This window comes from Phytohabitans sp. LJ34 (assembly GCF_052068095.1).
Classification (GTDB): Bacteria; Actinomycetota; Actinomycetes; order Mycobacteriales; family Micromonosporaceae; genus Phytohabitans.
Genome location: NZ_JBQHDG010000003.1, coordinates 262,001 through 282,771 on the forward strand (window position 1 = coordinate 262,001; position 20,771 = coordinate 282,771).

Sequence of the window (20,771 nt, forward strand, 5' to 3'; positions counted from 1 at the left end):
TTCTTGTCTGGATCAAACGAGCAAGGGCTCCTTCGGCGCGGGCGCCTCCTCGGCCACCTCGATCCGCTTGTGCAGGCGGCGCAGCGGGCCCGGCGCCCAGAAGTTGTACCGGCCGAGGATCGTCATCGTGGCCGGCACCAACAGCATCCGCACCACGGTCGCGTCGAGCGCGACGGCGAGCACCAGCCCCAGGCCGATTCCCTTGATGGGTACGAAGCCGCCGAGCAGGAACCCGGCGAACACCACCATGAGCAGCAGCGCCGCCGAGGTGATGATGCGCCCGGTGCGCTGGATCCCCTCCGCCACCGCGCGATCCGCGGGTACGCCGGCCAGCCACCGCTCGCGGATGCGGGAGAGCAGGAAGACCTCGTAGTCGACCGACAGGCCGAACGCGATCGCCGCGACGAGTACCGGGACGGTCAGGTTGAGATATCCCAGACCCGTGGTGTCGAAGACGCCGGCCAGGTTGCCCTCCTGGAACACCCACACCACCACGCCGAGCGCGGCGCCGATGCTGAGCATGTTGGTGAGCACGGCCTTGAGCGGCAGCAGCACCGAGCCGGTGAAGGCGAACAGCAGCAGCAGCGTGCCGAGCACCACCACGCCGATCGCCCACGGCGCCCGGTCGACGAGCATCGCCTCGTAGTCGACGAGGTTGGCGGCGTCGCCGGTCACCAACACCTCGAACGGCGCGGGCAGGTCGCGGATCGCGGTCACCGCTTCCTTCGTACTGTCCGACGGGGTGATGTCGACCGGGTATGCGTTGAGCACCGTGAGGTCAGGGCCGGCGGGAACCGCTTCGACACGCGCGATGCCGTCCACGCCGCCGATCCGGTCGCGTAGCACGGCGATGCCGGGATCCGTCGACGGTACGGCGGCCACCGCCTCGATCGGATCCGGCGCGTTCCCCTCCGGGTAGTGCGTCGCGAGCGCATCGTAGAGCTGGCGCGGGCCGGAGTCCGCCGGCAGCATGCGCGGGTCGCCGACGCCGAGCCGCAGATCGAGTGCGGGCAGCGCGACGAAGAGCAGCGCGGCGGCGGTCACGACCATCGTCATGAGCGGGCGGCGCTGCACACCGCGCGCCACGCGGGCGAAGAAGCCGCCGCCCGCCCGCCGCTTGGCCGGCTTGATCCGGCGTCCCAGCAAAACCAGCAACGCGGGTAGCAGCGTGAGCGCGGCGAGCATGTCGACGAGGACGACGGCCATGCCGGCGAAGCCCATCGAGCGCAGGAACGGGTCGGAGAAGACCACGAGACCGGCGAGCGCGATCGCGACGGTGAGGCCGGCGAAGAACACGGTGCGGCCGGCGCTCGCGGCCGTCCGGGTCACGGCGCCGCGTACGTCCGGGTCGACCGCGCGTTCCTCGCGGAAGCGGTTCACCATCAGCAGCGCGTAGTCCACACCGAGGCCCACCGCCATCATCGTGGTGACCTGGATGGCGTACACGGAGACGTCGGTGACTTCCGAGAAGCCGTAGAGGATGCCGAACGTGCCCCCCACGCCGGCCACCGCGATCAGCAGTGGCAGCCCGGCCGCGATCAGCCCGCCGAAGATGAGCAGCAGCAGGACGAGCACGACGGGTGTGGTCAGCATCTCGGCGCGCTGCACGTCTTCCTGTGCCTGCGCGTTGTACTCCTCGTCGAGGAGCGGGCCGCCCGAGACCGCGACCTGCGCGGCGGAGATCTCGTGCAGCCGGGCGGCCGCCGCCTCCGCCGCGGCGCTCTCGTCGTCCGACGCGAGCGTGACGTCGAGGATCAGTGCCTCGCCGGTGCGCGTGGACGGCTGGGGCGGGCTCACCTCGACGACGCCGGGGATCGTGCGCACGTCGGCGATCGCGGCGTCGAGCTGCGATCGCACCGTCGGATCGCCGGCCGGCTTGCCGTGTACGACCGCGGTGATGGCGGACCGCTCCGGGCCCGCGGCGGCGATGCGGTCGTGGCCGCGCGCCGACTCGGTGCCCGAGCCAGAGCTGATCTCGCCGGTGAGGCGCCCGAAGACGCCGACGCCGATGCCGAAGCCGGCGACGAGTACGAGAATCCAGGCCGCCAGGACGATGCGTGGGCGCCGGATCGCGAATCCTGTGACTGAGGTGAGCATGGTGCCGATGCTCGTCCGGGTACCCCTTTGGGCGGATCGCCGACAGGAGTGGAGTCGCGGCTCAGTCCTGAGACGGAGATGCACTCAGCTTGCTGGCTCGCTTCGCTCGCTTCGGCCCGGCCGGCTCAGTCCGGGCTGGTCGCTTCGCGTCCAGCTCCGGGTTGAGCCAGCCCAGTGCCAGGCACGACGAGCCCCGACTCGTACGCGAGGACCACCGCCTGCACCCTGTCGCGCAGGCCGAGCTTGGTGAGCAGGTTGCTGACGTGTGTCTTGACGGTGTGCTCGGTGACGAACATCTCGGCGGCGATCTCCGCGTTGGAGAGGCCGCGGGCCACCAGGCGCAGCGTGTCGGTCTCGCGCGCGGTCAGCGCGGACAGCCGCCCCTCGGGCCGCCGCCCGGCCGGCGCGGACCGCTCGCGGTGCACCATCTCGGCGATCAGGCGGCGAGTGACGGTCGGCGCGAGCAGCGCCTCGCCGGCCGCGATCGTGCGTACCGCCGCCACGAGCTCGTCGCGGCGCATGTCCTTGAGCAGGAAGCCGCTGGCGCCGGCGTGCAGCGCGTCGTACACGTACTCGTCGACGTCGAACGTGGTCAGCACCAGCACCCGCGCGTCGGTCTCGGCGCAGATGCGCGTAGTGGCGCCGATGCCGTCGAGCCGCGGCATGCGGACGTCCATCAGGACGACGTCCGGGCGCAGCGCCAGCGCCGCGCTGACGGCCTCTTCGCCATCTCCGGCCTCTCCGACCACGGCGATGTCCGGCTGGGCGTCCAGGATCACACTGAAGCCGTCGCGCACCAGCGCCTGGTCGTCGACGACGAGGACCCGGATCAGATCAGCCATGCGCCTGGACCGGCAGCGTCGCGTTGACCTGGAAGCCGGTGCCGCCGGGCCCCGGCCCCGTGCGCAGCGCGCCACCGACCGCACCGACCCGTTCGCGCATGCCGACGATGCCGTGACCGCCGCCGGCACCCGCGGACGGGCCCCGGCCGTCGTCGCGCACCTCCACGCCCAGCTGGTCGGAGGCCCAGTCGAGGCGGATCCACACCCGCTTGGCGCTGGCGTGCCGCACCACGTTGGTCAGCGACTCCTGCACCACGCGGTAGGCGGCGAGCCCCAGCTCCGGCGGGAGCGGCCGCTTTTCGCCGCGCTCCTCCAGCGCCACCGCGAGGCCCGCCTCGCGCGCGCGGTCGGCCAGGGCGGCGAGGCCGTCGAGATCGGGCTGCGGGGCTCGCGTGCCGGCCTCACCCCGCAGCATCCCGAGGGTGCGGCGCAGCTGGGTCAGCGTCTCGCGCGCGGTCTCCCCGATGGTGTCGAAGACCCGCTCGGCGCGGGATGGGTCGGAGCGCACGAGCACCGGACCGGCCTCGGCCTGCACGGCGATGAGGCTGATCGAGTGGGCGAGGATGTCGTGCATGTCACGGGCGATCCGCTCGCGCTCGCGGGCCGCGGCCGCCTCCCGCTCCTCGGCGTGGCGCCGGTTGCGCTCTTCGAGCAGCGCGATGCGGTCGTGGCGGGCCCGGGTGCCGGTGCCCAGCGCGTAGGCGCCGAGGAAGACCAGCGCGACGACCGGCAGCTGGGCGAGCTTTTCGTCGTGGCCGAGGAACGAGACGCCGATGCCGACCGCCGTGCCGGCCACGCCGACGAGCCGGCTCAGTGGCCCGCTGAAGGCGGCGAACGTGTACGTGGCGACGAGCTGGCTGTAGGGCATGTCGCCCAACCCGTCGAGGAACGTGAGGGTCACCGTGCCCGCGCCGCAGACCGCCGTCACCGGGAGCGGCCACCGGCGCCGCCAGACGAGCGGGAGCGTCGCCACGGCGACCAGCAGCAGCACGATCGGCCGCGCGTTGTTGTGGTTACCGGACGAGACCGCCATGAGCAGGTAGCAGAGCAGCGCGACGCCCACGTCCACGATGTGTGGCGGCACCGCGGCCGTGCGCTCGCGAAGCGCCCTCACCCAATCCACGGTCGAAGTATCACCCGCTGCGGGGATACCGCGCCTCCCTCCTGGGAGCGAGGCGCACTCTCAGACCGATTCTGGGCTACCGCGATGTCCGTCGTGGTCCAGACCGCTGCTCCCGCGGCCTCACCCGTCCGCCGCTGGTCACGCTCACCCCGCGCGTGGTTCGTTTGTCCCCAATGCCCCGTGCCGAAGCGGCGGGCAACAGACCGGACAGATGCGCCGTCACCGCGAGTAACCGCCGCGGTGGCGTGAACGGTGTCCGGTGCGAGATCTTGGAGAGTTTGGGCGCTATTTCAACCCTAAGCGTTCTAGATCCAACGCCTGACCCCGTAGCTGGTGACGCTGTGTCAGGATGCTGGCGGTGGTCGGGCTTGTCCCGCGGAGCTGGCAGTGGACGGCCGGGGGTTTCGGCTCGCCCCGCGAGCCGCCGGCCGGGAGCGGTGCCCGCGGGAGCATACGGTCTCCAGCTGACGCGGACCTGGGAAAATTCCTGTCTCGGATTTGACCGTGCATTGTGGCCGCCCTCGCGAACCCTGACTCCGAAAGGTCTCTAGAGGGTCAACCGGTCCGCGCCGGCCAGGTGCGTGCCGGCGAAGGCCAGCAGCCAGCCGGTGCCCTTCGGGGTGGCCCAGGCCTTCGCGGAGCCCAGCCCGGACAGGCGGGCGAGGGCCGGCGGGATCACCTTGCCCTGGCTGCACACGGCCACCGACTCGCCGGCGACGGCCAGCTCCGCGAGGCGGGCGGCGGCAGCGGCCGCGACGTCGGCCGGGTCCTGGCCGGGCTTGGGCTCGTCGAACACGGAGTCGACCTCGATCGGCAGGTCGAGGCGGGCGGCCAGCGGCTCGAGCGTCTGCGTGCACCGGCGGGCGGTGGCGGAAAGGATCAGCTCCGGCGCCGCCTGGGCCAGCAGCGGGCTGAGCGCCCGCGCCTGCGCGCGACCGGCCGCGTCCAGTGGGCGGGCGCTGTCGGGACCGCTCCAGGTGCCCCGCTTGCCGGCCAGCCCGTGCCGCACCAGCGCGATCACCGCGGTGACCCGGGGCAGGTTCGCGAAGTGGCGCAGCACGCTGGCGTCGTGCCCGTACGTCACGGTGCGCGCGGCCGCCTCCGGTGAGACCCAGCGGAGCCGGTCGACCTCGGAGTTGGGGGAGAAGCGCGCCACCGAGAGCGCCCGCATCGACCAGTAGTCGACCACCTTCGGCTGCCCGTCACGGCGGTAGCGCACCGACGGGAGGCGCACCTGCGGCCGCCCGTGTATCCCGGTCTCCTCCGCCACCTCGCGCACGGCGGCGGCGAGCGGATGCTCGCGGCTGTGCAGCTTGCCCTTGGGCAGCGACCAGTCGTCGTAGCGCGGCCGGTGTACGAGGCACACCTCGACGCCGCCGCGTTTGCCGGTCCGCCAGACGACACCGCCGGCGGCCCGGATCGGGCCTACGGAAGCCAATCTGTCATCCGCGGTTTCGCCGCCTTCCGCCAGGCTTCGGGAAACTCGGCGCGGACCGTGCGGATGGCGGTGCGCTCGCGTTCGAAGAGCCGGCCCGCGGTCACCGCGAGGGAGTGGTCGTCGGGGTCGGACAGTGCGATGGAGAGCCACGTCTCGGCGGCCGTCGCGGCGTCCTGGTGCTCGCCGAGCAGATCCTGCACGCCGGCGAGTGCCTTGGCCAGCTCCGGCGCCGCGCCGCCGAGCACGCCGGCGACGGCCTCCACGGCGTACCGGGCGCGCTTGCCGTTGATGCGCACCGCGTGCCACTGCTCGTCCGGCGCGTACGGGTCGAGGTCGGCCGCGCCGTCGACGCCCTTGGCACCGAGGGCGAACATGCGCCACGGCCGGGACACGAGCTTGGGCAGCACGTCGACCGCGCGCTCGCGGGCCAGCGGGGTGAGGTGCGGCTCGCGGGCGGCGGAGACGAGGCTGTCGACGAGCTTCGCGTACCGGTCGGAGCGGAGCCCTTCCTCGAGCGCGACGAGCGCCTCCTCGTGGCGGGCGGCCAGGTCGGCGTCGATCCGCGCGACGGACGCCTCGTCGGGCGGGCTGAGCGGGTCGGCGGAGGCCGTGCGGCGCAGCCGGGCGCGCATCACCTCCGCGTCGCGGGCGCCACCGAGCAGCCCGGCCACCCAGCCCAGCTCGTCGCGCAGCGGCTTGGCCCACGAGCTGTCGACCAGCGGGCCGAACGTCTTGAGGTCGCTGCGCAGCCGCCGGCAGCCGACTCGCATCTGGTGTACCGCCGTGTCGTTGTCGCCGACCGGGGCGCGCAGCCGGACCAGCGGGTCGTGGGTGAGCACGCGGTCGATGCCCTTGCGGATGGCGGCGGTGACCACCTCGCCGGCCCGCGGCTTGCGCGGCAGCTCGCCGGCGCGCACGAGGTCGGGCGGGCCGGCCGCCGCGTCGCCGAGCGCGCGCACGTGCTTGGGGGTGAACCCGCCGGCCACCGCCCCGGCGTCGCGCAGCGCCTCTTCGATGCGGTCGAGCAGCTTGCGGCCGCCGCCCTTGCGCTCCACCTCGATCTCGCGGAACTTCGACGTCACCTTGCGGCCGTCGAGCACCGAGACCGCGTCGTCGGCGATCTCGACGAGCAGGCGGTCGTTGTCGTCGCGCACCTCGTACGCCCGGCGGACCGTGCGCACCACCGCGGCCGGCTCCAGCTCGTCACCCCGCGAGTACGCGGTGACCAGTGCGAGCAGGTCGGCCGGTGGCGTGCCGGGCCCGCCGCCCCGGGAGATCTCGTGCCGCACACCGGGGGTGTCGGCGGGCAGCTTGACCGTCCACGGCTCGGCGTCGCCCTTGCGGTGGCGCAGCGAGACACCCGCGCGGGCCAGGCGCAGATCGGGGGCGTCGTAATAGGTGGCGGTGAGGGTCACCGGCGGCCGCTCGTCGACCCTGCCGCCGGAGGGCAGGCACGGGGTCAGATCTGGCATCGTGAAGCGCGGCTCCACCTCGTACTTGCGTTCCTCCTCCAGCATCCGATCAGCCTACTCAGTGCGAGACTTCGATGCGCCGAGTACGCGGCGCAGGAGGGCCTCCTGGAGGTTTGTCGCGCCCTGCCGGCGGAGCCAGGTGCCGTCCGGCTGGAGCACGAACGCCTCGCACTCGTCGCTCATCGACATCTTGATGACCCGGTCGAGCTCGTCGCGGGCGACCGGGTCGGTGACCTGCACCAGCGCCTCCACCCGGCGGTCGAGGTTGCGGTGCATGAGGTCGGCCGAGCCGATCCAGAACTCGGTGGAGCCGTTGTTGCCGAACCGGAAGATGCGCGAGTGCTCCAGGAACCTGCCGAGGATCGAGCGGACCCGGATGTTTTCCGACAGGCCGGGCACGCCGGGACGCAGCATGCACATGCCCCGGATGATCAGGTCGACCTGCACGCCGGCCTGCGAGGCGCGGTAGAGCGCGTCGGTGACCTCCTCGTCGACGAGCGAGTTCACTTTGATCTGCACGAGCCCGCGGCCGCCGAGGCGGGCGTGCTCGATCTCCCGCTCGATCCGGCCGATGATGCCGGCGCGGACGCCGTGCGGGGCGACGAGCAGCCGCCGGTACGCGGTCTGCCGGCTGTACCCGGTGAGCACGTTGAAAAGGTCGGTGACGTCCTTGCCGATCTCGGGGTCGGCGGTGAGCATCCCGAAGTCCTCGTACAGCCGGGCGGTCTTGGGGTGGTAGTTGCCCGTGCCGATGTGGCAGTAGCGGCGGATGTGGTTGCCCTCCTGCCGCACGACGAGCGCGGTCTTGCAGTGCGTCTTGAGCCCCACCAGCCCGTACACGACGTGGCAGCCGGCCCGCTCCAGCGTGCGCGCCCAGCCGATGTTGGCCTGCTCGTCGAAGCGCGCCTTGACCTCGACGAGCACCACCACCTGCTTACCCGCCGCGGCCGCCTCGACGAGCGCGTCGACGATCGGCGAGTCGCCGCTGGTGCGGTAGAGCGTCTGCTTGATGGCCAGCACGTTGGGGTCGGCGGCGGCCTGCTCGATGAAGCGCTGCACGCTCGTGGAGAACGAGTGGTACGGGTGGTGCACGAGCACGTCGCCGTCGCGCAGGGTGGCGAACACGCTCCGCGGCACCTCGCCCTCCGCGAAGCGCGGATGGGTCGACGGCACGAACGGGCGGTCCTTGAGCGCCTGCCGGTCGACCGCGTCGTACACCTGCCAGAGCGAGGAGAGGTCGAGCAGTCCGGGCACCCGGATGACGTCGTGGCTGTCCATGTCGAGCTCGTGCACGAGCGTCTCGAGCATCTGCTCGGAGATCGTCGAAGCGACCTCCAGCCGGACCGGCGGGCCGAAGCGGCGCTGCGCCAGCTCTCGCTCCAGGGCTTGGAGCAGGTCTTCGTCGCGGTCTTCGTCGACCTCGAAGTCGGCGTTGCGGGTGACCCGGAAGAGGTGGCACTCGACCACCTGCATGCCGGAGAAGAGCTGGCCCAGCTGGGTGGAGATGAGCTCCTCCAGCGGCAGGAAGCGGGCGACCCGGGTGCTGTTTTCCACCACCACGAAGCGCGGCACGTTGTTGGGCACCTTGACCCGGGCGAACAGCTCCGGCCCGCCCTCCGGGTCGCGCACGGTGACGGCCAGGTTGAGCGAGCGGCTGGAGATGTACGGGAACGGGTGCGCCACGTCGACCGCGAGCGGGGTCAGGACCGGGAAGACCACCTCCCGGAAGTAGGTGCGGAGCCGGTCGCGCTCCTCGCCGTCGAGGTCGGACCACTCGACGAGCTGGATGCCCTCGGCGGCGAGCTTGGGCTGCACCTCCTCCGCGAAGCAGGCGGAGTGCCGGGCGATCAGGTCGCTGGTCTTCTCACCGATCAGCTCGAGCTGGGTGCGGAGCGGGATCTGGTCGCCGCCGCGCACCGGCAGGCCGGCCTGGAGCCGCCGCTTCAACCCGGCGACCCGCACCATGTAGAACTCGTCGAGGTTGCTGGCGAAGATGGCCAGGAACTTGGCCCGCTCCAGCAGCGGCGTGTCCGGGTCTTCGGCCAGGGCGAGCACCCGGGCGTTGAAGTCCAACCAGGACAGTTCGCGGTTGAGGAAGCGGTCGTCGGGCAGCGGCTCGGACAGCGCCAGCTCGTCGTCACCGGGCGGCGGGCTGTCCATGTCGTCGGTGCCGCTCTCCGGTGGCTCGGGCAGGTGGGCGGCCGCCGGGGGCGACTTGACGAAGCGCCCGTCGGGACCGCGCAGCGGGATAGTCGCGAGCACCGTGCCGAGGGCACGGCGCTGCACAGGGGGCTGTCCGGAAGGCGTCTCGCTCACTGAATCATCATCACCCGAAAACGGTTAACGCGAGGTGAATTCACCCGCGATTTGATCAGTCGAACGTCGGCAACGTAAGGCGCGTCACCTGGCCGGACTCGTCGTGGTCGATGCGTACCCGCTGGCCCAGCCGGAGCAGCCGCAGGCCCGACGCCGCGAACGCCTCCGCCGGGTACGCGACCTCGGTGCCGTCGTCAAGTAGAAGGGTGCCCGAGCGGGTCTCCGGGTCGTATGTCGCGACGGTGCCTTGCATGGTCACCAGCCTAACCGCGCCCCCCGCACTCGGCTCTGGTGAGCCTTCAGGGTCGAGGTCGCCGCCGGCTTCGTTTCAGAAATTCTTGGGCTACCGCGATGTCCGTCGTGGTCGCGGTCCGTTGCTCCCGCGGCCTCGCCCATCCGCCGTTGGTCGCGGTTACCCCCTTTCAAGCCTTCGGACATCAGGATGGTCGAGGTGCCATCCCGTCGGGATGGCGGAGGCGAAGGCGTGCGTGGGTGGTGGCCCACCCACCGCCGTGGAGGCTGTCGACCTGCTCGCCGGGGCGCGACCAGCAGCGGACGGGTGAGGCCGCGGGAGCAGCGGTCGGGACCACCGCGGACATCGCGGTAGCCCAATCTGTTGAATCGAACGTTCGCGGCCTTGCGGGCCGCGGCCAAGCCCGACCCGGATGCTCCAGGGGGACAGCTGGTTGCTCTAGGGGGATAGGCAGTGTGCGCCCACAGTCTCGGCGGAGTGCGCGCCCAGCCCCAGCCGGACCGCCGCGGCGAGGTCGGCGGCCGTGTCGACGTCGCGGCGCAGGGTGGGCCAGTCGCCGGTCAGCGGCACCGCGCCGGAGCGGCGGTGGGCGGCCGCCGAGCCGGGCCCGAAGCGCGGGTCGAGCCGCATGCCGGCCGGGGCGGCGAGCAGGACGGTGCCGGTGCCGGGTGCGTCCGCGACGAAGTGCCGGTCCGGTCCGGCTGCCTTGCGCAGCGCCTCGGAAAGGTCGGCCGGGTGGAGGGCGGGCAGGTCGGCGGCGAGTGCGGCGACCGGGCGGTGGGCGAGCAGGCCCGCGCCGTACGCGAACGCCGCGTTGAGCCCGCCGCCGGGCACGTCCGGCACCACCCGGGCGCCGAGTGCGGCAAGCGCCCGGCCCACCACCGGGTCGTCGGTCACCGCGAGTACCTCGGCCACCTCGTCGCTGGCCACGGTGGCGGCCACGGTGTCCTGGGCGAGGGCCAGCGCCAGGCGTTCGTGTGGCACCCCGGTGAGCGCTCCCCGCAACCGGCTCTTCGCCGCGGTGAGCCGCTTTACCGGCAGCACCACCCCCCACGTCGGTTTCACGGGACAATCCTGCCAGCGTGTCGCGCGGACCGCCGGTGCCGGGGCGGGCCCGGGTGCCGCTCTGGCCGTACCCAGCTTCAGCAGGCATGATTTCGCTGCGGGTGCCCGGCGGGGGCGCCGGACGGGAGCGACTGATGGCCGTAAAGCGGTTGGGGCCACTGCGCCGGTTCGTGGTGATCCTGGTCAAGTCGGTCATGACACCGATGACCAAGCGCACGTGGACCGGCCAGGAGCACATCCCGCGTACCGGCGGTGTGATCTTGGCGCCCAACCATCTCTCCCACGCCGATCCGCTGGTGATGGCGCACTTCGTCTACGACGCGCACCGGTGGCCGCGCTTCCTGGGCAAGGCCAGCGTGTTCAAGGTGCCGGTGATCGGCAAGCTGATCCTGCGGGTGCAGCAGATCCCGGTCGAGCGGGGCAGCGTCGACGCCGCGAAGTCGCTCGAGGCGCTCGTCGCCGCGATCAAAGACGGCGGCGCCGTGATCATCTACGCCGAGGGCACGACCACCCGCGAGCCCGACCTGTGGCCGATGCGGGGCAAGACCGGGGCGGCCCGGCTCGCGCTCGCCACCGGCGCACCGGTGATCCCGATCGCGCAGTGGGGCGCCCAGTCGTTCTACGACACCCGCACCAAGAAGGTGCGCGTCCGGCCCCGTACGCCGATCACGATCGCGGCCGGCCCGCCGGTCGACCTGTCCCGCTGGGCCGGCGCGGAGCCGACCCGGGCAACGCTCGACGAGATGACCGACGAGATCATGCTCCGCGTCCGCGACCTGCTCGCCGGCATCCGCGGCGAGGCGCCGCCGCCGCTGTGGGCGCCGGCGAAGGGAGAGAAGAAATGACGGCCGCCGCCGTGCTCGGCGCGGGTTCGTGGGGCACCGCGTTCGCGAAGGTGCTCGCCGACGCCGGCACGGACGTCACGATCTGGGCCCGCCGCGAGCCGGTGGCGGCGGCGATCCGGGAGTACGGGACGAACCCCGACTACCTTCCCGCCGTGCGGCTGCCCGAGCGGGTCACCGCCACCTCCGACGCGGAGCGGGCGATCGCCGGTGCCGACCTCGTCGTGCTGGCCGTGCCGTCGCAGACGCTGCGCGGCAACCTCGCCGACTGGGCCGCGTTCCTGGCGCCCGACGCGACGCTCGTCTCGCTCATGAAGGGCGTCGAGCTGGGCACCACCAAACGGATGAGCGAGGTGATCGTGGAGACCGCCGGCGTGCCCGCCGACCGGGTCGCCGTGGTCTCCGGGCCCAACCTGGCCGCCGAGATCGCCGCCGAGCAGCCGGCCGCCACCGTCGTCGCCTGCATCGACGGAGCCCGCGCCACGTTCGTGCAGCGCGCGGTGACCACGCCCTACTTCCGGCCGTACACCAACAAGGACGTGGTCGGCTGCGAGCTGGGCGGCGCGGTGAAGAACGTGATCGCCCTCGCTTACGGCATCGCCACCGCCATGCGCCTGGGTGACAACACCAAGGCGACGCTCATCACCCGCGGGCTGGCCGAGACCGCCCGCCTCGGTGTGGCGCTGGGGGCCGACCCGCTGACGTTCGCCGGGCTGGCCGGGCTGGGTGACCTGGTGGCCACCTGCTCGTCGCCGCTGTCCCGCAACCGCACGTTCGGCGAGCACCTGGGGCGGGGCGAGACGCTCGAGCAGGCGCAGGCCGCCACCCGGCAGACGGCCGAGGGCGTGAAGAGCTGCCTCGCGATCCGCGACCTGGCCCGTACGCACAACGTGGACATGCCCATCACCGAGCAGGTCGAGGCGGTGTGCCACGAGGGCGTCGACCCGCGCAGCGCGCTCATCGCGCTGATGAGCCGGGAGACGAAGCCGGAATGAGCTATGGCGACGGCACCCGCTCCGTCCACGCTGGACTGCCGGCGCCAGAGCCGGGGCAGCCGTTTCTGCCCGGTCCGGTCTTCGCCGCGCCGTACCACCTCGATCCGGCCACCGGGCCGGGCCCCAACGGGTACGGCCGGCCGGACAACCCGACCCGCCGGCACCTCGAAGCCGCGATCGGCGAGCTGGAGGGCGGCGAGGCACGGGCGTTCGCCAGCGGCCAGGCGGCCATCACGGCGGTGCTGATGACGGCTCTGCGGCCCGGTGACACGGTGCTGATGCCCGCCGACGGGTACTACGCGGTCCGCTCGTTCGCCGCCTCCACACTGGACGAGCTGGGCGTACACGTGTCCTATGTGCCCACCGCCGGCCCGTACCCGTCTTTCGAGGGCGTGCGGCTGCTGCTGCTGGAGACGCCCTCCAACCCCGGGCTCGACGTCTGCGACGTGGCGGAGCTCGCCGCGGCGGCCAGGGCGGCGGGCGCGCTCGTCGCCGTGGACAACACCACCGCCACCCCGCTCGGCCAGCGCCCGCTCGACCTGGGTGCGGACATCTCGGTCGCCTCCGGTACGAAGGCGCTGACCGGCCACTCAGACCTGCTGCTCGGCTACGTGGCCACCCGCGACGCCGGCCTGCTGGAGCGGATCACCACCTGGCGTACGCAGACCGGCGCGATCCCCGGTGCGTTCGACGCGTGGCTGGCCCACCGCTCGCTGGCCACATTGGACCTCCGCCTGGCCCGCCAGTCGGCCAACGCGGCGGGGATCGCGGTCGCGCTCGCCGCCCGGTCCGATGTAGAGCGGGTACGCTGGCCCGGCCTGCCGGACGACCCGTCCTATGTGGTCGCCGAGCGCCAGATGCGGCGGATCCCCGGGCTCGTCTCGGTCGACCTCGGCTCGGCGGAGCGGGCGGCCGCCTTCCTGAAGGCCTCGAAGCTCGTCTTCGCCGCCACGTCCTTCGGTGGCCTGCACACCAGCGCCGACCGCCGCGCTCAGTGGGGCGACGACACCCCGCCCGGCTTTCTGCGCGTCTCCTGCGGCGTCGAGGACACCGCCGACCTGGTGGCCGACATCACCGCCGCCCTCGACGCCGCCCACGGTGCCGCCTGACTGTCGCGTCAGCCAGCGTCAGGCGGCGCGGTCCATCGCGTCGAGCACGTGGGTGCGCAGGTCGTCGAGGCTGACGCCGGCGTCGGTGAGCACCATCGCGGCCAACCCTTCGCCCTCGCGGAGCAGGCCGAGCAGGATGTGCTCCGGGCCGATGTGCTTGTGCTTGAGGCGCAGGGCCTCGCGCAGCGACAGCTCCAGCACCTTCTTGGCGCGCGGGGTGAAAGGGATGTGGCCCGGGCTGGCCGCCGGCTGGGGCACCGCGCGGCGGAAGAGCCCGCGCCGCTGTGGTGGGGTGCTCGGCGGCGGCTCCAGCGCGCCCTCGCCGAAGGTCTCCTCCACCTTCTCCCGGACGGCGTCGAGGTCGATGCCGATCGCCCGCAGCGCCTCCGCGTCGAGCGGGCCGAGCTGGTCGCGCCGGGGCCCGATCGCGGACTCGACGTCGGCACGCACCTGCTCCGGGAAGACGCCCGCGTCGCGCAGGACCGTCGCGGCCATCCCGCTGCTCTCGGCGAGGAGGGCCAGCAGGATGTGCTCGGTGCCGATGTAGCGGTGGCGCAGCCCGCGCGCCTCCTCCTGGGCGCCCTTGACGACGCTCCGGGCCTGATCGGTGAACCGCTCGAACATCACGCCTCCCGTCGCGTGCCCACCGGCGCCCGGCCGGCGTGCTTCTTGTGGACCGCCTGCTTGGTCACGTCGAGCGCGCCGGCGATCTCCTGCCAGGACCAGCCCTGCCGCCGCGCGTTGTCGACCTGGAGCACCTCGAGGGTCTCCAGCAGGCGGCGAAGGGCCAGCACGGCGCGCAGGCCCACCCGGGGGTCGGCGCTGCCGGCCGCGGCGGCGAGCTCGGTTGCCTCACTCATGCCGTCAACCTACGTTGACGCGCCAGGTTTGTCAACCGCGGTTGACGCGCGGCCTGCGCCTCGTGGCGTGCGCCTGGGTTGGCGTGCAGCAAACTCACAGCTCATGCACAGGGCGTCGTAGCGCGAACTACCTACCCTTGTCGCATGAGGCGCCACCTGAAAGGCATGTTCTTCTCGATCCTGGCGGCCAAGCTCGGTCGCCTGCTCCACCGCCGTGGCCACTCCACGGCGGCCCGTTACCTGGAGCACGAGCTGCACCGCCGGGCCGGTCACGGCCACGCGCCCGGCTACGGCCATGGACACGGCCACTACGGCTATCACGGGCATTACCGCTCAAAGGGCGGATACGGCCACTACGGATACCACGGCCACTACCGCCCTAAGCGGAAGGGACGCCGCCGCTACTGGTGACCGTGGGGCTGCCGCTCTCCGGAGCACGCGGCCGGGGCGCCACGAGCCGTCCCGGCCAGGCGCGCTCCCGATAGCAGGCGTGCGCCGCCGCGAAGTCGAAAAGCCACTCCCGCTGGGCGTCGGTGTCGGGCACGTCGAGGCCGCGGGCGGAGGCGATCAGTCGTAGGGCGTGCGCCGGCTGGGCGCCGAGTGTGACGAGCGTCGCGCCGGCGAGCAGCGTCGCCCGGCCGATGCCCGCGAAGCAGTGGGTAACCACGAAGCGGCCGGCGCGCACGTGTGCCGCCAGCCGGATCGCCAGCTCGATCGCCGCGGGACCCGGCGCGGGCACGCCCCGGTCGGGGATCGGGAAGGGGACGAAGGCGATGCCGGCGGCCCGGGCCGCCTCCCGCTCCTGCGTGAGGGCGAGGCGGTCGGACTCTTCTGAGGTCAGGGCGGAGACCAGCACGTCGACGTCGGCCTCGACCAGCGCGGACATTTCGTCCGCCAGCCAGTCGCCACCGCGGGGGTGCGACATCGTCGCCAACCGCCCCGGTCCGTGCCACTCGATCACGTGGAGTGTCGGTCTCATCGACTCCTCGCTCCTTGAGCGCGAAAGCCGCCCACCCAGAGTAGGGTCACCCGCGTGAGCAGCCCACGGAAGACCCGCGTAGCCCTCGTCTTCGGCGGACGCAGCACCGAGCACGCCATCTCGTGCGTGAGCGCGGGCAGCATCATGGCCGCCCTCGACCCGGACGAGTTTGAGGTCATCCCGGTCGGGATCACCCGAGCCGGCCAGTGGGTGCTCACCGCCGGCGATCCGGCACGGCTGGCCATCGCCGACCGCCGGCTGCCGGAGATCACTCACGAGACCGGTAAGGCCGTGGTGCTCCCCGCCGATCCTACGGCTAATGGTCTCATGGTGCTCGATGCCGCCGCTGGCCCGCAGGCACTTACTGGTGTCGATGTCGTGTTTCCGGCACTCCATGGGGCGTACGGGGAGGACGGCACGATCCAGGGCATGTTGGAGATGGCCGGCATTCCGTACGTCGGGGCCAACGTCTTCGCCTCCGCCGCCGCCATGGACAAGGAGTTCACCAAGAAGCTCGCGGCCGCCGAGGGCATCCCGGTCGGGCCGTACACGGTGCTCCGCGCCGGCGTCTCACTCTCCGAGGAGGAGAAGGAGCGGCTCGGCCTCCCGGTCTTCGTCAAGCCGTCCCGCGCCGGCTCGTCGTACGGCATCTCCAAGGTCAGCGACTGGGCCGACCTCGACGCCGCGGTGACCGAGGCCCGCCAGATCGACCCCAAGGTGCTGGTCGAGGCGGCGATCGTGGGCCGCGAGATCGAGTGTGGCGTGCTGGAGGCGGAGACCGGCGGCGCACCCGAGGCGTCACTGCTCGCCGAGGTGCGGGTCGTCTCCGGTCACGAGTTCTACGACTTCGAGGCCAAGTACCTCGACGACTCCTGCGAGTACACGATCCCGGCGAGCCTGCCCGCGGACGTCACCCGGCGGGTCCAGGAGTACGCCTGCCGCACGTTCACCGCGCTCGACTGCGCCGGCCTGGCCCGGGTCGACTTCTTCGTCACGCCCGAGCTCGACGTCTACCTCAACGAGATCAACACCATGCCGGGCTTCACGCCGACCTCGATGTTTCCCCGCATGTGGGCGGAGACCGGGCTGGAGTACCCGAAGCTGGTCAGCCGCCTCATCCGCACCGCCCTCAACCGCGGCACCGGCCTGCACTAGCTCAAGGCCCGACCCAAGATTCGAGCTACCGCGGCGCCCGTCGTGGTCCATGCCGTTGCTCCCGCGGCCTCACAAACGGGGCAGCTCGACAAGCTGTGGACCTTTCGCCGTCAGGTTCGCGGCTCCGTCCACAGTGCTCTTCTTCGATTGCCGAGCCGCGCCGACGCCTCGGCCAACGACCATGGGGGCGTGCAGCGGCATGGACCAGGACGGACGTCGCGGTAGCTCAAATGGGCTGCACGAAGCGCGTGGGATCGGAGGGCTAAGGCTTGCAGCCGGTCGGGATCTTTTCCAGCGACCGCACCGTGGCGATCACCGTGTCGGAGAAGGCCGTCGTCCACTGCCCCGGCCCGTCGTACGCCCGCGGGACGGTCACCCGCACCGGCACCTCGCGGTCCACAGTGGTCCACTCGCTGGCGTCGGGCCGCTCGACCTGGTGCCAGCAGACCCGGTTGAGCTGGAAGACCTGGTCGGTCGGCGGATAGGTCGCCTTCGGGGCACCGCAGGAGACGGTGATGGCGGGGTCGCCGTAGGCGGCGTTCTGCTCGTGGCCGGCCGTCACCGGCCGCACGCGGAGGTCACGAACGGCGGTGGGCAGCTGGGAGACCAGCGCGCGGCAGACCACGGTGGCCCGCTCGGAAAGCTTCGGGGCGTCCATCGCGACCGGCGTGGTCGCCTGGGGTCGGGGCGGCGTGGCGCTCGGCTCGGCGGCCGTGCCGTCGTCGGGTCGGGTGGCGAGGATGGCGACCAGCGCCACGACCAGGGTGATGGGCACGGCCACCGCGGTCGCCCACAGTGCCGCCTGGCGGGTGGTGCGGTCCATCTATAAGTGCACCACCGAACAGGTGAGCGTACGTGTGATGCCGGGCACCATCTGCACCTTGCTGACGATCATCTTGCCGAGCTCGTCGACGGTGTGTGCCTCGGTGAGCACCACCACGTCATACGGCCCCGTGACAGCGTCCACCCGCACGACTCCGGAGACATCCTTGATCGCCGCGGCCACGTCACGCGCCCTTCCGACCTCGGTCTGGATGAGGATGTATGCCTGGACCACGATCCGCCTCCTCTCCGCCGCAGCCAGCGGCTCGACCGTGAAACTACCGTACGGAGCGGAACGGGATCGTCCGATGGTGCACGGGAGGTCGGAGTTGAGTGTGGCGAAGGCCGGTGAGTTCGGACTGATCGCCCGGGTCACCGCACGCCTGCCGGACGGGCCGGCCACCGTGTTGGGGCCTGGCGACGACGCGGCAGTCGTGAAGGCCGGCGACGGGCGGGTCGTCGCATCGACCGACGTGCTGGTGGAGGGGCGCCACTTCCGGCGTGACTGGTGCACGGCACAGGACGTGGGGCACCGCGCCGCCGGCGCCAACCTCGCCGACATCGCCGCGATGGGCGCCACGCCCACCGCGCTGCTCGTCGCGCTCTGCGTCCCGCCCAACCTGGACGCCCAGTGGGCCGAGGAGCTGGCCGACGGGCTGGGGGCGGAGGCCGCCGCCGTCGGGGCCGCCGTCGTGGGCGGGGACATGTCCGGCAGCCCCACGCTGACGATCGCGGTGACCGCGCTCGGCGACCTGGAGGGCCGGGCGCCGGTCGTTCGCACGGGCGCGCGGCCGGGAGACGTGGTCGCCATGGCCGGCAGGGTCGGGTACGCGGCCGCGGGTTACACGGTGCTGTCCCGCGGCTTCCGCACACCGAAGGTGCTCGTGGACGCGTACCGGCGGCCGGAGGTGCCCTACGACGCCGGCCCGGAGGCGGCCGAGCTCGGCGCCACCGCGATGATCGACGTGTCGGACGGGCTGCTGGCCGACCTCGGCCACGTGGCCAAGGGCAGCGGGGTGGCGGTCGACCTGCGGCGCGACGCGTTCGAGGTGCCCCGCCAGATGCGCGACGCGGCGTACGCGCTGGGCGTCGACCCGTACACCTGGGTGCTCGCGGGCGGCGAGGACCACGCGCTGGTGGCCACGTTCCCGGAGAGCGTGGCGCTGCCGCCGCGGTGGCGGCTGGTGGGCGTGGTGCGGGAAGGGGCGGGTGTGACGGTGGACGGCAAGCCGTTCAAGGGCCCGACCGGCTGGCAACATTTCTGACCGACTGGGGAACACGGCGTGGGCGGCGTGGCAAGTACGGGCATGACGACGCCGATATCCCCCGCGGCGATCGATCCTGCTGATCTCGCGGGGGTGTTCGACCGGTACGCCAGGGACCTGCTGCGCTACTGCACGCGCCGGGTGGGTGAGCAGGTCGCCGAGGACGTGGTGGCCGAGACCTTCCTCGTCGCGTACGAGCGGCGGGACCACTACGACCCCGCTCAGGGCGAGGTGCTGCCGTGGCTCTACGGCATCGCCACCAACCTGCTGCGCCGCCACCGCCGCACCGAGATCCGCGCGCTCCGGGCACTCGCCCAGGCGGACGGGGGATCGCGGGCGGCGGAGGGGCCGGCACAGCGCGCCACCGACCGGGTGGACGCCGAGCGGACGGTGGGGCGGCTCTCGGCGGTACTCGCGAAGCTGCCCAGGCGGCAGCGCGACGTGCTGATGCTCTACGCGGTGGCCGAGTTGGAGTACGCCGAGATCGCCGCCGCCCTGGAGATACCCCTCGGATCGGTCCAGTCGGCACTGCACCGCGCCCGCGCCAAGGTGCGGGCCGCCCTCGCCGAAGGAGACGCGCGATGAGCCGCGACGATTCAGACATCATCGCCGTGCGGGACCTCCCGCCCGGCCGGCCCGAGCCGACCGAGGAGTCGGTGAGCCGCACCTGGCACCACATCACGGCCGCCCGCCGCCCGGCACGGACGCGTGCCACCTCGCGGATCCTCGTCCCCGCGATGGCGGCGACCCTCGTCGCGGGCCTTGTGGTGGGCGGCGTCCTGGTGATGCGTCCGGGCGGCGGCGTGTTGGAGTTCGGTGCGCCGTCCGACGACAAGACCTCCGAGCCCAACCTCGCGCCCGCGCCGCCGCAGACGGTGGCCGTGCTCCACGCCCTCGCCGAGGCCGCCACCCACGGCCCGGCCGCCGTGAAGGTGCCTCCCGGGCAGTACATCTTCGTGCGCCACGACGGGTGGGCCGGGGCGTTCCGGGCGGCCGTCGAGGGCAACAGTGCGCCGCCGCAGGAGGGCGAGATCGAGCGGCAGATCCGCGAGATGTGGTTCGACCCGCGGGGCATGGTCACGATGTCCGTCACGGACGGCCAGGTCGACCTGGGCGCCGACCCCTCCGCCGAGCGTGGGGCCTTCGAGCGGGAGGGCCCCAGCCTGAACTGGTCGACGCCCGAGTGGCTGGCCAGCCTGCCCACCGACCCGGAGCGGCTCCGCACCAAGCTCCGCGAACTCACCGGCGACGGCGGCGCCTGGTCGACCGACCACGCGCTGTGGAGCACGCTGCAAGAGCTCTATCTGAGGGCTGACCTCGTGCTCGGCCCGGAGGTGCGTGCGGCGCTGCTACTGTCGTTCACCGGCCTGCGCGGCCTCACGTCCAGCGACGTGACGGTCGACGGCCGGCGGCTGGTGGCCGTGCGGCACACCGAGCGGGGCACCGGCGACGAGATCCTCTTCGACCCCGCGACAGGCCAGGCCGTGGGTCGCCGCACGGTCTCGCAGGACCCCGGCGTGACGGTCACCGCACCGGCGGACGCCCCCAAACTGGACCCGGGCGTGTTGTACCAGGCCACCTGGACCCAGAAAGTGGTCGCCGCGGTCGGCGCCCGCTGAGCCCGACCCCCGCGGGGCCCGATTGGCTCGTCGAGCGGGGGATCGGCTACCCTGGTCAGGTTGCCCGGACCGCATCCGTCGGCGACATCATGATCGACAATCCCAGGAGTGTTCCGTGGCTAGCGTGTGCGACGTCTGCGGCAAGGGGCCGGGCTTCGGCCACAACGTGCCGTGGTCCAAGAAGAAGACCAAGCGGCGCTGGAACCCCAACATCCAGAGCGTCCGCACGCCGGCTGGCGGCGGCACCACCCGCAAGATGCAGGTTTGCACGTCCTGCATCAAGGCGGGCAAGGTCGTGCGCGGCTGACGCCGCGCCCCTTTAGCGACGCTTTTTCCGTAGCCGCCGGATCGACGCGATCCGGCGGCTACGTCTGTCCCTACTCTCACCGCCGCCGAGTCGCGCCCGTCGTGCCGTTGCTCCCGCGGCCTCACCGTCCGCTGTTGGTCGCGGTTACCCCTCTCGCCTCCGGCAGGATCTGCGTGACGCCCCGAATCGAGGCGCCGTCACCGTGAGTGACC

At 72.5% G+C, this 20,771-nt stretch carries 21 protein-coding genes and 1 pseudogene; 9 read left to right on the top strand and 13 right to left on the bottom strand.

The window, feature by feature from the left end; genetic code table 11:
- Positions 1-12: 12 nt before the first annotated feature.
- From ACTMTJ_RS06605 to cofC, 8 genes are all read right to left on the bottom strand, one after another.
- Positions 13-2,097, bottom strand: coding sequence for an MMPL family transporter (locus ACTMTJ_RS06605; protein WP_441215209.1), 2,085 nt, complete (start codon positions 2,095-2,097; stop codon positions 13-15).
- Positions 2,098-2,222: 125 nt separating this feature from the next.
- Positions 2,223-2,930 carry a response regulator gene (locus tag ACTMTJ_RS06610; RefSeq protein WP_441215416.1) on the bottom strand — a complete coding sequence of 236 codons (708 nt, stop codon included), beginning with the start codon at positions 2,928-2,930 and terminating at the stop codon, positions 2,223-2,225.
- A gap of 1 nt (position 2,931) precedes the next feature.
- Positions 2,932-4,053 (bottom strand): sensor histidine kinase, encoded by a 1,122-nt coding sequence (locus ACTMTJ_RS06615; RefSeq protein ID WP_441215210.1) that lies wholly within the window; start codon positions 4,051-4,053, stop codon positions 2,932-2,934.
- Between the two features lie 556 nt (positions 4,054-4,609).
- Entirely contained in the window at positions 4,610-5,500 is an 891-nt protein-coding gene (locus ACTMTJ_RS06620; RefSeq protein WP_441215211.1) for an NUDIX hydrolase, read from the bottom strand.
- Entirely contained in the window at positions 5,488-7,017 is a 1,530-nt protein-coding gene (locus ACTMTJ_RS06625; RefSeq protein ID WP_441215212.1) for a CYTH and CHAD domain-containing protein, read from the bottom strand. The genes ACTMTJ_RS06620 and ACTMTJ_RS06625 overlap by 13 nt, the downstream gene beginning before the upstream one ends.
- 9 nt (positions 7,018-7,026) lie before the next feature.
- Positions 7,027-9,288: an RNA degradosome polyphosphate kinase gene (locus ACTMTJ_RS06630; RefSeq protein WP_441215213.1), complete on the bottom strand. Its 2,262-nt coding sequence runs from the start codon at positions 9,286-9,288 to the stop codon at positions 7,027-7,029.
- Positions 9,289-9,343: 55 nt separating this feature from the next.
- Positions 9,344-9,541 (bottom strand): cold-shock protein, encoded by a 198-nt coding sequence (locus ACTMTJ_RS06635; protein WP_441215214.1) that lies wholly within the window; start codon positions 9,539-9,541, stop codon positions 9,344-9,346.
- A gap of 438 nt (positions 9,542-9,979) precedes the next feature.
- Positions 9,980-10,606 (bottom strand): 2-phospho-L-lactate guanylyltransferase, encoded by a 627-nt coding sequence (cofC, locus tag ACTMTJ_RS06640; protein ID WP_441215215.1) that lies wholly within the window; start codon positions 10,604-10,606, stop codon positions 9,980-9,982.
- A gap of 134 nt (positions 10,607-10,740) precedes the next feature.
- On the opposite strand from cofC, the gene ACTMTJ_RS06645 reads away from it, so the two are divergent.
- From ACTMTJ_RS06645 to ACTMTJ_RS06655, 3 genes are read left to right on the top strand one after another with little or no spacing between them, the layout of a single operon-like run.
- The gene (locus tag ACTMTJ_RS06645; protein WP_441215417.1) at positions 10,741-11,451 is read left to right on the top strand and encodes a lysophospholipid acyltransferase family protein; all 711 of its coding nucleotides are present in this window, start codon (positions 10,741-10,743) and stop codon (positions 11,449-11,451) included.
- Positions 11,448-12,443 (top strand): NAD(P)H-dependent glycerol-3-phosphate dehydrogenase, encoded by a 996-nt coding sequence (locus ACTMTJ_RS06650; protein WP_441215216.1) that lies wholly within the window; start codon positions 11,448-11,450, stop codon positions 12,441-12,443. The genes ACTMTJ_RS06645 and ACTMTJ_RS06650 overlap by 4 nt, the downstream gene beginning before the upstream one ends.
- Positions 12,440-13,552, top strand: coding sequence for a cystathionine gamma-lyase (locus tag ACTMTJ_RS06655; protein ID WP_441215217.1), 1,113 nt, complete (start codon positions 12,440-12,442; stop codon positions 13,550-13,552). Before ACTMTJ_RS06650 ends, ACTMTJ_RS06655 begins: the two co-directional genes overlap by 4 nt.
- Before the next feature lie 33 nt (positions 13,553-13,585).
- Here ACTMTJ_RS06655 and ACTMTJ_RS06660 read toward each other — a convergent pair.
- Positions 13,586-14,176: pseudogene (locus ACTMTJ_RS06660) on the bottom strand (Clp protease N-terminal domain-containing protein); the annotation flags it as partial.
- On the bottom strand, positions 14,176-14,412 hold the full coding sequence (locus ACTMTJ_RS06665) for a helix-turn-helix domain-containing protein (protein ID WP_441215218.1): 237 nt from the start codon (positions 14,410-14,412) through the stop codon (positions 14,176-14,178). The pseudogene ACTMTJ_RS06660 and the gene ACTMTJ_RS06665, both read right to left, overlap by 1 nt.
- Positions 14,413-14,556: 144 nt before the next feature.
- Between ACTMTJ_RS06665 and ACTMTJ_RS06670 the strand changes: the two genes are divergently transcribed.
- Positions 14,557-14,823: a hypothetical protein gene (locus ACTMTJ_RS06670; RefSeq protein WP_441215219.1), complete on the top strand. Its 267-nt coding sequence runs from the start codon at positions 14,557-14,559 to the stop codon at positions 14,821-14,823.
- On the opposite strand, the gene ACTMTJ_RS06675 is transcribed toward ACTMTJ_RS06670, so the two are convergent.
- Positions 14,792-15,391 carry a protein-tyrosine phosphatase family protein gene (locus ACTMTJ_RS06675; RefSeq protein ID WP_441215220.1) on the bottom strand — a complete coding sequence of 200 codons (600 nt, stop codon included), beginning with the start codon at positions 15,389-15,391 and terminating at the stop codon, positions 14,792-14,794. The two genes, ACTMTJ_RS06670 and ACTMTJ_RS06675, sit on opposite strands and share 32 nt — an antisense overlap.
- Before the next feature lie 54 nt (positions 15,392-15,445).
- Between ACTMTJ_RS06675 and ACTMTJ_RS06680 the strand changes: the two genes are divergently transcribed.
- Positions 15,446-16,546, top strand: coding sequence for a D-alanine--D-alanine ligase family protein (locus tag ACTMTJ_RS06680; RefSeq protein WP_441215221.1), 1,101 nt, complete (start codon positions 15,446-15,448; stop codon positions 16,544-16,546).
- Positions 16,547-16,808: 262 nt separating this feature from the next.
- On the opposite strand, the gene ACTMTJ_RS06685 is transcribed toward ACTMTJ_RS06680, so the two are convergent.
- A complete protein-coding gene (locus ACTMTJ_RS06685; protein WP_441215222.1) occupies positions 16,809-17,369 on the bottom strand; it encodes a DUF3515 family protein in 561 nt (186 codons plus the stop codon).
- Complete coding sequence (locus ACTMTJ_RS06690; RefSeq protein WP_173056002.1) at positions 17,370-17,603, bottom strand: Lrp/AsnC ligand binding domain-containing protein; 234 nt, start codon at positions 17,601-17,603, stop codon at positions 17,370-17,372.
- A 73-nt stretch (positions 17,604-17,676) separates the two neighbouring features.
- Between ACTMTJ_RS06690 and ACTMTJ_RS06695 the strand changes: the two genes are divergently transcribed.
- The 4 genes from ACTMTJ_RS06695 (at position 17,677) to rpmB (ending at position 20,559) form a co-directional block, all read left to right on the top strand.
- Positions 17,677-18,633, top strand: a complete 957-nt coding sequence (locus tag ACTMTJ_RS06695) for a thiamine-phosphate kinase (RefSeq protein WP_441215223.1) — start codon at positions 17,677-17,679, stop codon at positions 18,631-18,633.
- A gap of 42 nt (positions 18,634-18,675) precedes the next feature.
- A complete protein-coding gene (locus ACTMTJ_RS06700; RefSeq protein WP_441215224.1) occupies positions 18,676-19,218 on the top strand; it encodes an RNA polymerase sigma factor in 543 nt (180 codons plus the stop codon).
- On the top strand, positions 19,215-20,252 hold the full coding sequence (locus ACTMTJ_RS06705) for a CU044_5270 family protein (protein ID WP_441215225.1): 1,038 nt from the start codon (positions 19,215-19,217) through the stop codon (positions 20,250-20,252). The genes ACTMTJ_RS06700 and ACTMTJ_RS06705 overlap by 4 nt, the downstream gene beginning before the upstream one ends.
- Before the next feature lie 115 nt (positions 20,253-20,367).
- Positions 20,368-20,559, top strand: a complete 192-nt coding sequence (rpmB, locus tag ACTMTJ_RS06710; RefSeq protein WP_441215226.1) for a 50S ribosomal protein L28 — start codon at positions 20,368-20,370, stop codon at positions 20,557-20,559.
- The last annotated feature ends 212 nt before the right edge of the window (positions 20,560-20,771 follow it).

Excerpts from the sequence above, each read along its gene's own strand:
- ACTMTJ_RS06645 (WP_441215417.1), top strand. The coding sequence starts at position 10,741 with ATGGCCGTAAAGCGGTTGGGGCCACTGCGCCGGTTCGTGGTGATCCTG.
- ACTMTJ_RS06675 (WP_441215220.1), bottom strand. The coding sequence starts at position 15,391 with ATGAGACCGACACTCCACGTGATCGAGTGGCACGGACCGGGGCGGTTG.
- ACTMTJ_RS06625 (WP_441215212.1), bottom strand. The coding sequence starts at position 7,017 with ATGCTGGAGGAGGAACGCAAGTACGAGGTGGAGCCGCGCTTCACGATG.
- ACTMTJ_RS06635 (WP_441215214.1), bottom strand. The coding sequence starts at position 9,541 with ATGCAAGGCACCGTCGCGACATACGACCCGGAGACCCGCTCGGGCACC.
- ACTMTJ_RS06650 (WP_441215216.1), top strand. The coding sequence starts at position 11,448 with ATGACGGCCGCCGCCGTGCTCGGCGCGGGTTCGTGGGGCACCGCGTTC.
- ACTMTJ_RS06655 (WP_441215217.1), top strand. The coding sequence starts at position 12,440 with ATGAGCTATGGCGACGGCACCCGCTCCGTCCACGCTGGACTGCCGGCG.
- ACTMTJ_RS06605 (WP_441215209.1), bottom strand. The coding sequence starts at position 2,097 with ATGCTCACCTCAGTCACAGGATTCGCGATCCGGCGCCCACGCATCGTC.
- ACTMTJ_RS06670 (WP_441215219.1), top strand. The coding sequence starts at position 14,557 with ATGAGGCGCCACCTGAAAGGCATGTTCTTCTCGATCCTGGCGGCCAAG.
- ACTMTJ_RS06705 (WP_441215225.1), top strand. The coding sequence starts at position 19,215 with ATGAGCCGCGACGATTCAGACATCATCGCCGTGCGGGACCTCCCGCCC.
- ACTMTJ_RS06695 (WP_441215223.1), top strand. The coding sequence starts at position 17,677 with ATGGTGCACGGGAGGTCGGAGTTGAGTGTGGCGAAGGCCGGTGAGTTC.
- ACTMTJ_RS06665 (WP_441215218.1), bottom strand. The coding sequence starts at position 14,412 with ATGAGTGAGGCAACCGAGCTCGCCGCCGCGGCCGGCAGCGCCGACCCC.
- ACTMTJ_RS06685 (WP_441215222.1), bottom strand. The coding sequence starts at position 17,369 with ATGGACCGCACCACCCGCCAGGCGGCACTGTGGGCGACCGCGGTGGCC.
- ACTMTJ_RS06700 (WP_441215224.1), top strand. The coding sequence starts at position 18,676 with ATGACGACGCCGATATCCCCCGCGGCGATCGATCCTGCTGATCTCGCG.